This is a genomic window from Acinetobacter seifertii, assembly GCF_016064815.1.
Classification (GTDB): Bacteria; Pseudomonadota; Gammaproteobacteria; order Pseudomonadales; family Moraxellaceae; genus Acinetobacter; species Acinetobacter seifertii.
This window is the reverse complement of the sequence record NZ_CP065820.1, coordinates 2,084,715-2,098,198: the sequence shown is the minus strand read 5'-3', so window position 1 is coordinate 2,098,198 and position 13,484 is coordinate 2,084,715. Positions and strand designations below refer to the sequence as shown.

At 37.9% G+C, this 13,484-nt stretch carries 11 protein-coding genes; 8 read left to right on the top strand and 3 right to left on the bottom strand.

Annotation, left to right across the window (positions count from 1 at the left end; genetic code table 11):
• Nucleotides 1-80 precede the first annotated feature (80 nt).
• Both I8T81_RS09700 and I8T81_RS09695 read right to left on the bottom strand, forming a co-directional pair.
• A complete protein-coding gene (locus I8T81_RS09700; protein WP_004701628.1) occupies nucleotides 81-614 on the bottom strand; it encodes a fimbrial protein in 534 nt (177 codons plus the stop codon).
• Between the two features lie 451 nt (nucleotides 615-1,065).
• A complete protein-coding gene (locus tag I8T81_RS09695) occupies nucleotides 1,066-1,356 on the bottom strand; it encodes a hypothetical protein (protein ID WP_198070997.1) in 291 nt (96 codons plus the stop codon).
• Between the two features lie 1,147 nt (nucleotides 1,357-2,503).
• On the opposite strand from I8T81_RS09695, the gene I8T81_RS09690 reads away from it, so the two are divergent.
• From I8T81_RS09690 to I8T81_RS09655, 8 genes are read left to right on the top strand one after another with little or no spacing between them, the layout of a single operon-like run.
• The gene (locus I8T81_RS09690) at nucleotides 2,504-3,562 is read left to right on the top strand and encodes an ABC transporter substrate-binding protein (protein WP_198070996.1); all 1,059 of its coding nucleotides are present in this window, start codon (nucleotides 2,504-2,506) and stop codon (nucleotides 3,560-3,562) included.
• A gap of 13 nt (nucleotides 3,563-3,575) precedes the next feature.
• Nucleotides 3,576-4,286: a class II aldolase/adducin family protein gene (locus I8T81_RS09685; protein ID WP_198070995.1), complete on the top strand. Its 711-nt coding sequence runs from the start codon at nucleotides 3,576-3,578 to the stop codon at nucleotides 4,284-4,286.
• A 33-nt stretch (nucleotides 4,287-4,319) separates the two neighbouring features.
• The gene (locus I8T81_RS09680; RefSeq protein ID WP_198070994.1) at nucleotides 4,320-5,513 is read left to right on the top strand and encodes an LLM class flavin-dependent oxidoreductase; all 1,194 of its coding nucleotides are present in this window, start codon (nucleotides 4,320-4,322) and stop codon (nucleotides 5,511-5,513) included.
• Between the two features lie 10 nt (nucleotides 5,514-5,523).
• Nucleotides 5,524-7,098, top strand: coding sequence for an ABC transporter substrate-binding protein (locus I8T81_RS09675; protein WP_198070993.1), 1,575 nt, complete (start codon nucleotides 5,524-5,526; stop codon nucleotides 7,096-7,098).
• 5 nt (nucleotides 7,099-7,103) lie between these two features.
• Nucleotides 7,104-8,255, top strand: a complete 1,152-nt coding sequence (locus I8T81_RS09670; protein WP_198070992.1) for an ABC transporter permease — start codon at nucleotides 7,104-7,106, stop codon at nucleotides 8,253-8,255.
• A complete protein-coding gene (locus I8T81_RS09665; RefSeq protein ID WP_049063341.1) occupies nucleotides 8,252-9,100 on the top strand; it encodes an ABC transporter permease in 849 nt (282 codons plus the stop codon). Before I8T81_RS09670 ends, I8T81_RS09665 begins: the two co-directional genes overlap by 4 nt.
• Nucleotides 9,101-9,102: 2 nt before the next feature.
• A complete protein-coding gene (locus I8T81_RS09660) occupies nucleotides 9,103-10,920 on the top strand; it encodes an ABC transporter ATP-binding protein (protein ID WP_198070991.1) in 1,818 nt (605 codons plus the stop codon).
• Nucleotides 10,921-10,946: 26 nt separating this feature from the next.
• Nucleotides 10,947-12,215, top strand: a complete 1,269-nt coding sequence (locus I8T81_RS09655; RefSeq protein WP_198070990.1) for an acyl-CoA dehydrogenase family protein — start codon at nucleotides 10,947-10,949, stop codon at nucleotides 12,213-12,215.
• Nucleotides 12,216-12,269: 54 nt separating this feature from the next.
• Here the strand turns inward: I8T81_RS09655 and I8T81_RS09650 are convergent, their stop codons facing one another.
• Nucleotides 12,270-13,322 carry an ABC transporter substrate-binding protein gene (locus tag I8T81_RS09650; protein ID WP_198070989.1) on the bottom strand — a complete coding sequence of 351 codons (1,053 nt, stop codon included), beginning with the start codon at nucleotides 13,320-13,322 and terminating at the stop codon, nucleotides 12,270-12,272.
• Between the last annotated feature and the right edge of the window lie 162 nt (nucleotides 13,323-13,484).

The window sequence follows — 13,484 nt, the reverse complement described above, 5'->3', positions numbered from 1 at the left end:
GATTCTCAGCCAAGGAAGTTCGGGAAAGCGTACACAAAATAGGGCTTCTATAAAAATATAGAAACCCTATTGTCTATCAATTATTGATAGATAATTGTGTATTGAACAGAAGTGTTCACTTTACCAGCAGTAGAAGCGCCAGTTGCATAGTATTCAGCGTAGTAGTTAAGATCTGCACTACCAGCTGCAGCAACGTCAACCCATTGAGAGTTCGCTTGAGCACCATTTGCACCAGCAGCAAGAACTGGAATTACTTGGTTATTGTTACCTAAAAGTTGAACATTAACGTTTTTAGCACCAGTAGCGTCTTGGTTAAGTAAACGACCAGTATTAAAGTCAACAGTTGCACCTGGTTCGAAATAAGTTGCAACTTTACCTTCTGAACAGTTAGCTAACTTGATTTGGAAAGGAGTACGACCAGCAACATTTCCAGCAGCAGCTAAAGTTTGTTTAGAAACAGTTGGAAGAGTAACTGTGAAGTCTTTACCAGCAGGTGTAACGATGTCACAAGTTTTGTCTGTTACTAAACCATTAATTGTAATTGTACCATCAGCCGCTTGAGCGTTCGCAATCCCTACAACTGAAAGAGCAGCGATCAAAGCAAGTTTTTTCATAGTGTTTTCTCAAAAAGTCTGGATAAAAGTTTAATCTCTTACTTTTCCAGAGGTTGGCATCTTGAAAAGTAATGCGGCGATACTAACATTTTTTCAACAAAATGCAAACCTCATCACACTATTTTTAAATAATAAGAAATAACATGCTGTTTTGAGCTAAACTTAAGCATAGTTCTATCGATCTAATCAATTGTTTTAAAAAAAGAATTGTGTATTAATTAATGTATAAAAAAAATTACATAAGAGAAGTACTAGAAATAATAGATATTTGAAAAAAATCAATAAAACAATTATATACGATAATTTATCTCTTTGCCCAACAAACTGTGAGAAATTAATCATTTTTTAAGATAAAAGGCGAATTGTTTACTATTTTGATCAAATGATAAACGATTCACCTTAATTTCTATGTTAGCACTTTATCTAGAGAAATGAGTCTGGACTAATCATTTTAGTGATAATTTAGAACTACTACTTTTTTATTAGCGGTTATTGTTTCAATACTCGTATCCATTTTTTCAGTATGACTTGCCAATTTGAATACATTGTCTTTATTTAAATATTGAGTATCGATAGTCGTATTCAGAGTATTGATTTGAGCACATGCTTTTTCAACATTTACTGTAGAACAAGTGTCTTCAACAATATTTCCTTTAATCATTATTGTGTTATTTGCATAACAAAATAGTGGGGAAGTGGAAATTACCGCCAAAACCATAAGTTTAAATATATTATTTTTCATTTTATATATACCTATTTATTAAATAGTTAATATAAGAGATACAATAATTTTTATTTAAAAACAATATAAAAATTCGCTTTAACAAAAAATAAATAAATAACATGTGATCTATATCTCATTAATTATTTTATTTATATAAATAGTTAATACTTTATAATTAATTTAATAAAAATGATAATAAAATCACACTTTTATAATAATAATGAATCGCAGTCCATATAAATTTAAATTACTGATAATAAATACTTTTAATAAAAACATGACCTTTCAGCGATAGATTAAACTTATTCTTGTATATTTCTTATTAATAATGAAATTTATATAATATAATTTTTCAATAATCACAAAAATAATTGATAATATAAAATACAAACCTTTAAAGCTCTTTCAAATTTTCAATTAATAAAAATAGCCAAATTTTAAAATATAGTTAAATAATTGAAAAAATTATTTAGAATAAATTAATAGTTTTAAAATTGAACTTTGAAACTACTTAAGGCTCCAAAAGCTAATTCTTGTGCTATGACAACTGCTAGCTACTTGTATGAATTTGTTTTAATCCTTAACTTTGAACAAAAAAAGAATTATCTAATGATTCATAAGGGTAAATATAAAAAAAGCGCCTAATACATAGTCAGCAAACAAGAAGCCAGAGTGGGCGTATGTTTAACTCAACTTGTTCCTTTTTGGTCTTATAAAATTCAATAACTTAAGTAATAAGGTAACAAGTTAAGTTAATTTTTTTTAACTGAACTTGTTACCTTAATGAGCACTAATATAAGGATATTTTTAATGAAGCCTATGTAGAATTGCTTTCAGTCCATAATATTAGTGAGATGAGATAACTGATGTTTTTTTATATATACACATTGAATCCTTAGCTTTCTGATACTTATATCTTGAAGATAGTGTTCTGGCATCCTTAAAAAATCATTGAATTAAAAAGTGGTTATAACAAATATATAGAAAGTTATATTTGTCTAAATTAATTGTTGATAAAACAACACTAGCCTTGAAAAATGATGAAATATAAACATTTTCAATCCTGCCATATTCGCATAAATGATTGAAAATAAATAATAAATTAAATTGGCATAAAAGCTGCTCAATGTAAGTGATGAAAGTGGAATTATCCTAAGGAATCCGTATGTCACTTGTAGTAGATAAAAAAGAAAATTCTAAAGAATTTGTAAAAAACATCCTGTCTGAAATTTGGGTCACTCGATGTCCAGTACCCACAGCAACAGGTATTTCATTAAAACGCGGTACTTTAGTTAAAAAGTTTGAAAAACACGGCATTGATATTGCCGTCTTGCAAGATGCGCGTAAAGGTTTATCGGTCCATCATTTTGATCATCAATTGCCAGCTCTGTTCCGAGAGGGTGGAAATGTACCTGCGTTAGCTGCACGCTCTGAAGGCGCGCCAAGCCGACTCATTGGATTGACTTGGATTGATGAGTGGCAAGTCATTATTGTGCGACCTGATTCAGATATTAGCCAGCCAGAGCATTTAAAAAATGCGAAAGTTGCTTTACCAGAATATGCTGACAAACGTGCTGGCAGTATTTTTAGAGCCATGTCATTGCAAGGTATTCGTGGCGCTTTACAACTTGCCAATCTCACTTTTCGTGATGTGAATTTTATTGAAGTACCTGAACGTGCTGGATCTAAAGAGAATCGTGATGCTAGTACGTATTGGTCAGGTCTTGATGCATTAATTACAGGTGAAGTTGATGCCGTGTATGTAAAAGGAGCTTCTGCTGTTGAAGCTGCAACTAAACGTGGCCTAAAAGTTGGGATTGATTTAGATAAATTTGAAGATGTGACTTCTCGTGTTAATAACGGTACACCTCGTCCAATTACAGTCCATGAAGACCTATTAGAAGATCATTTTGATGTGGTCGTCGATTTTCTTGAAGAGTTGTTTGATACCGCAGATTGGGCACAAGATCATTTAGATGAGGTCTTGGTCATTTTAGAAGATGAAACGATTGCAGGAGCAGAAAGTGTTGCAACAGCCTATCGAAATAATTTTCATAAGTCTTTACATCCGTCATTAAGTGAAGACCGTTTAGAGCTATTAAAACAACAAAAAGATTTTCTTTGGTTGCATGGCTTCTTAGAGCGCGATGTCGATATTGAAACATGGGTTGATCATCGTCCTTTACTCGAAGTTTTAAAACGCCGTCAAAATAAAAAATTTTAAAGAGGATTTGATCATGACAACACTTATTCAAACGCCATTGTCTCGTGAACTCAATGACTTTATCGAATTGAATCGTGAAAAAGCTGAATTTGCTTTTGAAGTATTCCGTGAAACAAGAACAATTACTGCAAACGGAACAGTTAATTTTGTTGAACGTGGACCTGAAAATACCTTAGTCACTTTTAACTATGCAGGGCCGTGGTCTAAAGATAAAAAAAGCAAAGTATTGGTGGAGACAATTGATGGTGAAGTTTTATTGGGAAGAAAAAGTGCAGGTGGCCGCTATAACAAGCTTTTTAAAGAGCATGCAGATGTCACCACAATATCTCATGTACACGCGCCGAATTTAGGCGCTTGGGCTCAAACCCATCGCACTTTACCGATTCGTTATGTGCCTGTTCAACGCTTTCATTTGTTTAAAGAGTTGCCGATTTACATTGATCGCCGTCAAACTGAAGTGGATTTTATTTTAGATCAACTCAAAGTTGATATTGAACATCGGGCCATCTTGGAAGCCAATGGCGGAGCGACTGTATGGGGACGCCAAGGACTACAGGAAACTGCTGAATTTATTTTATTGCTTGAAGAAGGTGCTCAAATTCAGCTGCTCGCTGAACTAGTCGGTGGCAGCCGAGAATACGGGCAAGGGGTTTTACATCAGCAATGGAAAATGAGCGGATTGACTGAAAAAGCAAAATCGCTGGGCTTACTTCCCCTGAATTAGATAAAGATTTAAAAAATAAAGATCGAGAATACTATGGCTGTAAAACTTTTATGGTATCTGACTTCTCCAGATGGACCATATCCTTGGTTGGAATCTGGGCGATGGGATACCGATTATGAACATTTGCAACAGATTGCGATTACCGCAGATCGACTTGGTTTTTACGGTTCACTCATGGGTACAAGTGAGTATGAAACACTTGCTGTTGCTGCAAGTTTAATTCCATTTACTGAACGTTTAAAGTTTCTGGTTGCTCAACATCCCGGAGAAGTTCAGCCAGCAGTTTTGGCAAAATATGCGCAAACTTTTGATGCATTTTCTAAAGGGCGTTTGTTATTTAATGTCGTTAATGGAAATGATAAGGGTTTGGCAGCTTTAGGCATTCACTATACTCATGATGAACGTTATGACTTTAGTAAAGAATACTGGAATGCATTTCAACAAAACTACTTAGGTGATACCTCGGGATTTGAGGGCGAGTTTATTCAAATTGCTCCGCGCTTAGAGGGTGGATCTCCAATGTCCAAATGGCGTGGTCCGACTCAAAAACAAGGTGTTCCGTTGTGGGGAGCTGGAACTTCTGCCAAAGGCGTTCAGCACTCTGTTGAATTGTTAGATGTATATTTAAGTTTTGCGAATACACCGCCGTTACTTGGAGAAAAGTTTAGCAAAGTTGCGGTTGAGGCAGCCAAAATTGGCCGAACTTTAGAATTTGGGACTCGATTACAAATTATTGTTCGAGAAACAGAAGAAGAGGCTTGGCAATATGCTCAGTCGTTACTTGACAAGATTGATGTAAATTATGCAATCGAAGCTGTTAAACGACAGCTTCCTCCAAATGAAAGTTTTGAGAGTTATCAAAGTAACAATCCATCTATTCAAAAGAACTTAGAACAATTACGTCAAGGGGTTTTGCCTCAAGCTAAAGACTTTGAAATTTACCCTAATGTTTGGACTGGCCCATCTTTATTTGGTTTCGATATTTTAAACCCAGCCGCAGGAACTGCCTTAGTGGGTAGTGCTGAAAATATTGCCAAACGGATTAAAGAATACGAAAGCTATGGTGTATCAGCCTTTATCTTATCGGGTTTTCCTTTAATTGGAGAAGCCTATCGGGTAGCAGACTTATTATTTCCATTATTAGAGCTAGATCATGGTTTTGAGTTACCTAAGCTAAATAAAAATTCATCCATTGATTCCCTCTTGAATCAAGAAGTCGTGGTTTAAGGGAGAAGGCATGAATAAAATTACACGTAGAGAACTCATCAAACAGACTGGATTAGGTGTTGGTGCTTTTGCTGCAATAAGCCTTATAGGATGTTCTAAGCCCGATTCTTCATCTTCTGAAAGCGCCACTGCCGCTTCACCCCAAAATGATACGCCGAAAAAAGGTGGTGTTATCAAAATTGGAGTGATTAATGGTAACCAAGCAGGCAACTTAGATGCACATAAACCTATTGGTATGTCCAGTGCATTTAGAGGCTGGCCTTTATATGCAAAGTTATGGGAATGGGGCCGAGATATTCAGCCAAAACTTGCCCTTGCTGAATTTGCTGAACCCAATAATGACGGAACCAAATGGACTATTCGCCTAAAAAAAGGACTCGAATTTCACCACGGTAAAACCATTACAGCCGATGATGTCATTTTCTCTTTACGGCGATTAACCGACCCCAAACTTGCCTCACCATTTGCAGCTTATCTTTATTCTTTGCAAAGAGATGCAATTAAAAAGCGCGATGAATACACCGTTGAAATTCCTTTTTCTCAAGGAAAAGGATTGGTTGCTTTACCAGAAGCATGGATGAGCTGGGGTGGTATTGTTCCTACAGATTACGACCCAGTTAAAAATGTAGTCGGGGCTGGCCCCTTTAAGCTTGAAAGTTTCACACCCGGCCAGCGTTCACGTTTTGTACGTTTTGAAAATTATTGGAAAGAAAATCAACCTTATGCTGATGCAATAGAAATTATTGATTTTAAGGATCAGACAGGGCGTCTTGCTGCTTTGCAATCTGGCCAAATTGATATTGCATCTGGAGTAAGTGCTGAGCATATTGCTTTAATTCAATCTAATAAACGGCTAAATCTAGTTTCATCGGAAACCGATGCTTGGCAATCATTTGATATGAATACATCTAAAGCACCGTTCAATGATCCTCGGGTACGACAAGCTTTTAGATTGATTGCTAATAGAGACGATTTGGTCAAACGTGCTTTAGCTGGGCAAGGACGAGTTGCAAATGACCTTTATTCGTTTAGCGATCCTGTATATGACCACAGTATTGCTCAGCGCAATCAAGATTTGAATAAAGCAAAAGAGTTACTCAAAGAAGCTGGTTTTAATAATAGTTTAACGGTCGATTTATATACAGGCCCAGATAGCAATGCCGCATTAGTTTTTGCTCAACATGCTGCTCAGGCTGGTGTCATTGTTAATGTAAAACAGGTTGAAGCTGCTACTTTTGCGGATGCAGTAAAACAAGATTGGGCCTTTAGTACAGGCTCGAACGTTTCACGTCCTTTCTTATTAACAGTTTTGCAAATTGATGGGCCGGGTGCGGCAAATAATAAAACTCGTTTTAAGAATGAGCGTTTTACGGAACTAGTGCATGCGGCATTGCAACAACCCGATTTGGAAAAACGAAAAGTTCTTGTTCATGAAGCACAGCATATTCAACATGAGCAAGGTGGTTTACTCATTTGGGGCTTTAATAATGTACTTGATGCACATTCGAACCAAATTGGTGGTGTAACTCCTGATCGCACAGGCTTTGCTGCTTGGCGTACAGATGAATTCTGGCGTAGAGGGTAACCGATATGACAATTCAATCCAGCAAAATAGAAGCATCCATTCAACAACCAACAATTGCCAAGTCATTTGAATTTCCTGCATGGTTACCTTGGTTTTTGACACGTTTGGTGTCAGGGGTATTGGTTGTATTTGTTATTAGTCTCATTGTTTTTATTGCGACACAAGCACTTCCATCTGACCCAGCTCGCGTCATTTTAGGGCCAGAAGCGCCTGAAGCGACGGTACAAATACTTCGTGAACAATTGGGATTAAATGATCCGATATTGCTTCAATACTGGCATTGGTTGAGTCAATTGTTACAAGGTAATTTTGGACGGTCGATTGATTCCAATGTGCCTGTTTTAGAAATTATTCAGAATTATTTTGGTAATACAGTTGCACTCACGAGCCTCGTGATTGTTATTACTGTACCACTTTCAGTCGTGTTAGGTGTGTGGCTCTCGCTTCATCGCGATAGCAAACTCGACCGTATTATTGTCTCTAGCTCTATTGTATTTAAAGCGGTGCCAGGGTTCGTTATTGCGATTTGGTTAATGATGTTTTTTTCAACATCAGTTTTACACATATTGCCAGCCGCATCGTTGCTGATTCCTAATGAGTCGCCTTATAGCCAACTAGAGTTTTTAATTTTACCAATTTTAACTTTAGCCTTATCACTTATTCCATATCTGATGCGTTTAGTACGTGGTTCTATGATTGATGCTCTAGAGTCGGAATATGTGACCTCTGCACGACTGCGAGGTATTCCTGAGCGCCGGATTATTTGGAAACATGTTTTACCAAATGCATTAGTTCCCGTGGTGCAGGGTACAGCATTGACCATACGAGTTTTGCTGAGTGGTGCTCTCATTATTGAAGTGGTTTTCAGTTATCCCGGTATTGGTAATGCACTCAATGCAGCAATCGAAATGAGGGATATCCCGACCATTCAAGCAATCGTTTTATTGCTCACCATTTGTGTGGTGGTTGTTAATTTAATTGCAGATTTAATCACGACTTTACTCACACCAAAAATACGAACTGCAAAAAGACATAAAGCACGTTCGCCAGGGCGACGTCAGGCATTACGTTTATGGAAGTCTGGCCGACCAATTACGGTAAAACCTGTCGATCGTCGCAATGCTTTAAAGAATATTCAGCAAGGAGGTGGGAAATGAGCTCACTTCATTGGTACCAAAGAAACTTTTTTCAAACATTAATTCGTGAAAGACAAGTACGTTTTGGATTTGTAGTCACAGCTCTAGTTTTGATTTTTGCACTGATTGGACCGTTATTTGTTGCATTTGAGCCCACTGCATTGGTCGGCATGACTTATGGACCACCCGAAGGAAAATCATTTTTAGGCTATGACTATATTGGTCATGATGTTTGGTCACGTGTACTTGCTGGCGGTGCTTCAATTATCTGGATGACACTGGCTGCCAGTTTGGTCGCATTAGTGATTGGTTCTAGTTTAGGCATATTAGCTGCTTTTGCCCGAAATAAGATTGATCAGTTCGTGACTTGGCTGACTGATGTTTTTATGGCCTTTCCTGATCTTATATTGGTCTTGCTTATTGTTTCGATGTTAGGTCGACAGCCTTGGCTCATTGTTTTAACGGTTTCAATTGCTTTTATTCCTGGGGTCGTACGTCTTGCACGAAGTGTCGCTCTTAATTTAGTGGAACAAGAATATATCGAAGCTGCCCGAATTCTTGGTTATTCAAAAACCTATATTTTATTTCGTGAAATTTTACCCAACATGTTGACGCCTTTACTCATTCATCTGGGTGTGATGCTGACATGGGCAGTGGGTATGTTATCTGGTTTGGCCTTTCTTGGTTATGGTGTAGCGCCTCCAGCAGCAGATTGGGGACTCATGATTAATGAAAATCGCGCAGGTTTATTAGTTCAACCATGGGCCGTGTTTGCTCCTGTCATTTTAATTGCTTTGTTTGCACTTGGAACGAATGTATTGGCAGAGGGAGTTGGACGTGCAGCAGCTCGGATTGAGGAAAAATAAACATGGCAAATACATTTAAAAATACAGTATTGACCGTAACAGACTTAACCGTGGCATTGGTAAACACTGGCAATCATATCGTTTCTAATATTTCATTTAGCTTGAGAGAAGGTGAGGTTCTAGGGCTGGTCGGAGAAAGTGGTTCTGGTAAAACGACATTATCGAGTGCCTTATTGGGCTATGCACGACATGGTGCCAAGATTATTCAAGGCACAATTGAACTGGATGAAGAAGATATTCTCAGTTTAGATGATCATGCTTTACGTCAGGTTCGTGGCTATAAAATTAGTCATGTCGCTCAAGATCCTGGAACGGCACTCAACCCGGCATTAAGTATTGGTCAACATTTATTTGAACTATTAGAAGTCCATCAGGCCCAGTTATCGAGTGCTGAAAAATACCAGAAAGTAGCCAAAATTTTAGATGAAGTGGGGTTACCTCATGATGAGCTATTTCTCAAGCGTTATCCCCATCAACTTTCAGGTGGACAACAACAACGAATTTTATTGGCCTTGGCATTCTTATTACAGCCACGTTTGATTGTTTTAGATGAGCCAACTACTGCCTTAGATGTGACGACGCAGACCTTGGTATTGAACATCATTCGTAAATTATGCCGTGAATATAATGTTGCTGCTATTTATGTATCGCATGATTTAACGGTTGTAAAAGACATTGCAGATCGGGTGATTGTTTTATATTCAGGGCGAATTGCTGAAGATGCGGTATTAACCCAACTATTTGAAACCCCTAAACATCCTTATACGCAAGGTTTACTTAACACCATTCCCGATGTGGCCATTCGTAAATATTTATCTCCAATTGAAGGGCACGCACCGTCACCAAATGAGCGTCCAGCGGGATGTGCTTTTGCAGTACGTTGTACTTTCGCCACCGACATATGCCGTCAAAAACAACCTGAATTAACTCAATTAAAAGATGAGTTTGATCCGCATTTTGTTGCTTGTCACCATTCGGATCATGTTGGCGTGATTAATTTTAAAGAGCTTGATCATCAGGTTATTGAACGAGAAACTGATCGAGAAGCACTACTAAAAGTTGAACATATTAATGCATGGTATGGGCAGCAACAGGCTCTTTTTGATATCTCATTTCAACTCAAAAAAGGTGAATGTTTAGCATTGGTTGGTGAATCTGGCTCAGGTAAGACAACCTTATCACGTGTGATTGCTGGCCTGAATGAAAATGCAGATGGACAAATTACCTTAGCAGATGAAGTCTTGTCATTGCTTGGGCAACAGCGTCATTTGCAGCAGCAACATAAACTGCAATATATCTTTCAAAACCCTTATAAAGCCTTAAATCCAGCACATACGATTGGTCAGACCTTAATTAAAGTCGTGCAGCATTTCTTTGGAGCATCTCGACAAGAAGCCATAGAAAAAGTCACACAGGTACTTAAACAAGTCTCTCTGCCTATACAAGTTCAAGAACTCTATCCTAGAGATTTATCGGGTGGGGAGAGACAACGCGTGGCGATCGCGCGAGCTTTGCTGTGCCAACCTGATGTTTTGATTTGTGATGAGATTACCTCTGCTTTGGATGTTTCAGTTCAGGCATCTATTTTAAAACTGTTACAAGACCTTCAGCAGCAAGGTGTGACCTTACTATTTGTGACCCATAACTTAGGGGTTGTTCGTGCAATCGCAGATCGGGTCGCCGTATTAAAAAATGGACATATTGTTGAATACGGTGAAACAGACCAAGTGCTTAGTCATCCTCAACATATATATACCAAAACTTTGCTTACACATGCGCCAAGCTTGTTTAAAAACAATGTACTTGAAGTTAGCGCATAAAAAGAACAGATTTTCCGGAGTTAAAAATGAACGATATTAACCAACGCAGTTTTTTAGAATTAGTTAGCGTAAGACATATTCAAAGTGAGCAAGAAGCACTTGAGATTGCAAAAGAGGTGGCAAATCAACTGAATCAATTTGCTCGAGATCCAAGTTATAACAAGACAGTACCTTATGATCAGGCGCGTTTAATTTCAGAAGCTGGTTTAACCTCGATTATTGTGCCTAAGCAGTTTGGAGGCTTAGGTGCCAGTATTTCAACATTGGTCAATGTGGTGAAAATTATTTCATCTGCCGATGGTGGTGTAGGGCAGTTATTACAAATTCACTTCACTATGTTCCGAGGAATTTTAACTGGCTATGACGATGAAATTCGTGATCAATTACTTGCCGATGTATTAAGTGGAAAGCGTTTGGGCAATGCACTTGCAGAAGTGGGAGGCAAAGATAAGTTCCAGCATAAAACACGTGTAGAAAGGAATGCAGAAGGACAATTAATTTTAAATGGCAGTAAGTTTTACTCTACGGGCTCTTTACTTGCAGAATGGATTTCTTTATTTGCGGGTAGTGATGATGGACCAGTCTCAATTTTAATTCATCGAGATACACAGGGAGTAGAGTTGCTCGATGACTGGGATGCAATGGGACAAAATAATAGTGTCAGTGGCACTGTTAATTTTAAAGAGGTAGTTGTTGATGAACGTTATGTTGCTAAGCGGAATACAGGCGGTTTAGGCACGGTTTTACGTACGGGACTGACTTGGCCTCAGATTTTACATGCTGCAATGGACACAGGAATTGCCAAGGGGGCATTACAAGGCGGGATTGATTATTTACAACATCATGCTCGTCCTTGGGTGGAAAGTGGCGTCGATTCGCCTACACATGAATCTCATATTATTAAACAAATTGGTGAGTTTGCTGTTTTAGTGCGTTCGGCTGAGGCATTATTAGATCGTTCAGCACAGATTTTTGAACAGCATTTGGCAGATGTAGAAGATGAAGACTTACAAACCGAACTGATTCTATCGGTTGCTGCTACCCGTAGTCAGTCTGATCATGCATCTTTAAAAATTTCGAGTGAAATTTTTGGATTACTCGGCGCAAGTTCAACTTTATCGAAATGGAATCTAGACCGTTTCTGGCGTAATGCACGAACTCACACCACGCATGATCCGATTCGCTGGAGGCTCTATCATGTTGGAAATTATTATTTAAATAATATTCCACCAGGAGAATACAACTCAGTGCTTCTGAAGAAGCAGGCGGAGAATGTGACTAAATTTTCTAAGTAAAATGAAGTCAATAAAAAAGGTTGTCATCAAGACAACCTTTTTGTTTTTGTACTATTAAGCCACTTGAGCTTGAATAAAAATATCCTGCGCCAGCCATTCACGAACATTAATCTGTACAGGAATAAAATTCCAGCGATAGAGAAAGTCACTTAAGTCTTGTAAAGCAATAATAGAAGTCTCATCAAAGTTAGTGTTGAGTTTCAGATGTGCGTCTGCACCATACGCCGCATGAACCCATTGCTCACTACTATTACATTCTTTTGCCAAATAACGATGGGTTTCATCGGCATGGGCATGTGCCCATTGTTCTGCTTGTAAAACAGCATCGACAATCGATTGGGCTTGCTCTGGATATTGTGTTAGAAAATCCTCATCAACAGTGAGCGTTCTTGGTGTTCCATTATTTGAGCGTAAAATAGGGTCTGGATGTGAGCCAATATCAATAATGGTATGCAGGGCGAAGTCATGAGCAATTTGCGCAGCGTGTGCACCTTTTAGGAAAATAGCATCAACATCACCTTTAATTAATGCCACGATCTCTGCACTTGCATTAATTTTGTTGCGATTACCATAAAAACTAGAATCATTTTCTTCAGGTTGTTGTTGCTGTGCGGCTAGAATATCTGCTCGTAAACAATCTACCAACTCAAGATCGCTTACCGTCAAATTCACTGTTTTTAAAGCATTTTCTAAACCACGAATTGCCTGTGCACGCGAGAAATCAATAATTGCATCTTGATTCAGTGGAATACCAAAACGTTTGCCTTTTAAGTCTGCAACAGTTTTGATGTTTGAATCGTAGCGCGTTAACAATAGTTGAACTTCATCCGCCCAAGATAAGCCAATTACTTTCGTTTTTTGACCAGATGAATATGCCCAGATAGCTGGAATACTACCGCCGTGTCGAACTGAGTTGGCAAGGGTGTGGTTAAAATGAGAGTTACGAATATCTTTGGAGTTTGATTCTCGAATTGATTTTATTTCAATTTGCTGCTTATTAAACTTTTCTTTGAGCCAACCTTTTTGAATTGAAATGCCTAGACCAGTTGGTACAGGGCAGCGTGTATACCAAAGTGTGTTTAATGGTTGAGTTTGAAGTGTTGTCATCGTGACATCCTTTTGTGGTTTTCATGCTTTAAAGCAAAATTGATGCCATTCATTAATTTATTGATATTTATAAATTATTTTTAATATCTTTTTTTGTGATGTTGATATATCAAATTTTGTTGCGATTACAACACAAGAATTGCGCTGGTGTTTTAAAACCAA

Bases quoted from the DNA above. Each gene is read 5' to 3' on its own strand.
- I8T81_RS09680 (WP_198070994.1), top strand. From the start codon at position 4,320: ATGGCTGTAAAACTTTTATGGTATCTGACTTCTCCAGATGGACCATAT.
- I8T81_RS09660 (WP_198070991.1), top strand. From the start codon at position 9,103: ATGGCAAATACATTTAAAAATACAGTATTGACCGTAACAGACTTAACC.
- I8T81_RS09690 (WP_198070996.1), top strand. From the start codon at position 2,504: ATGTCACTTGTAGTAGATAAAAAAGAAAATTCTAAAGAATTTGTAAAA.
- I8T81_RS09700 (WP_004701628.1), bottom strand. From the start codon at position 614: ATGAAAAAACTTGCTTTGATCGCTGCTCTTTCAGTTGTAGGGATTGCG.
- I8T81_RS09685 (WP_198070995.1), top strand. From the start codon at position 3,576: ATGACAACACTTATTCAAACGCCATTGTCTCGTGAACTCAATGACTTT.
- I8T81_RS09695 (WP_198070997.1), bottom strand. From the start codon at position 1,356: ATGAAAAATAATATATTTAAACTTATGGTTTTGGCGGTAATTTCCACT.
- I8T81_RS09670 (WP_198070992.1), top strand. From the start codon at position 7,104: ATGACAATTCAATCCAGCAAAATAGAAGCATCCATTCAACAACCAACA.
- I8T81_RS09655 (WP_198070990.1), top strand. From the start codon at position 10,947: ATGAACGATATTAACCAACGCAGTTTTTTAGAATTAGTTAGCGTAAGA.
- I8T81_RS09665 (WP_049063341.1), top strand. From the start codon at position 8,252: ATGAGCTCACTTCATTGGTACCAAAGAAACTTTTTTCAAACATTAATT.
- I8T81_RS09675 (WP_198070993.1), top strand. From the start codon at position 5,524: ATGAATAAAATTACACGTAGAGAACTCATCAAACAGACTGGATTAGGT.
- I8T81_RS09650 (WP_198070989.1), bottom strand. From the start codon at position 13,322: ATGACAACACTTCAAACTCAACCATTAAACACACTTTGGTATACACGC.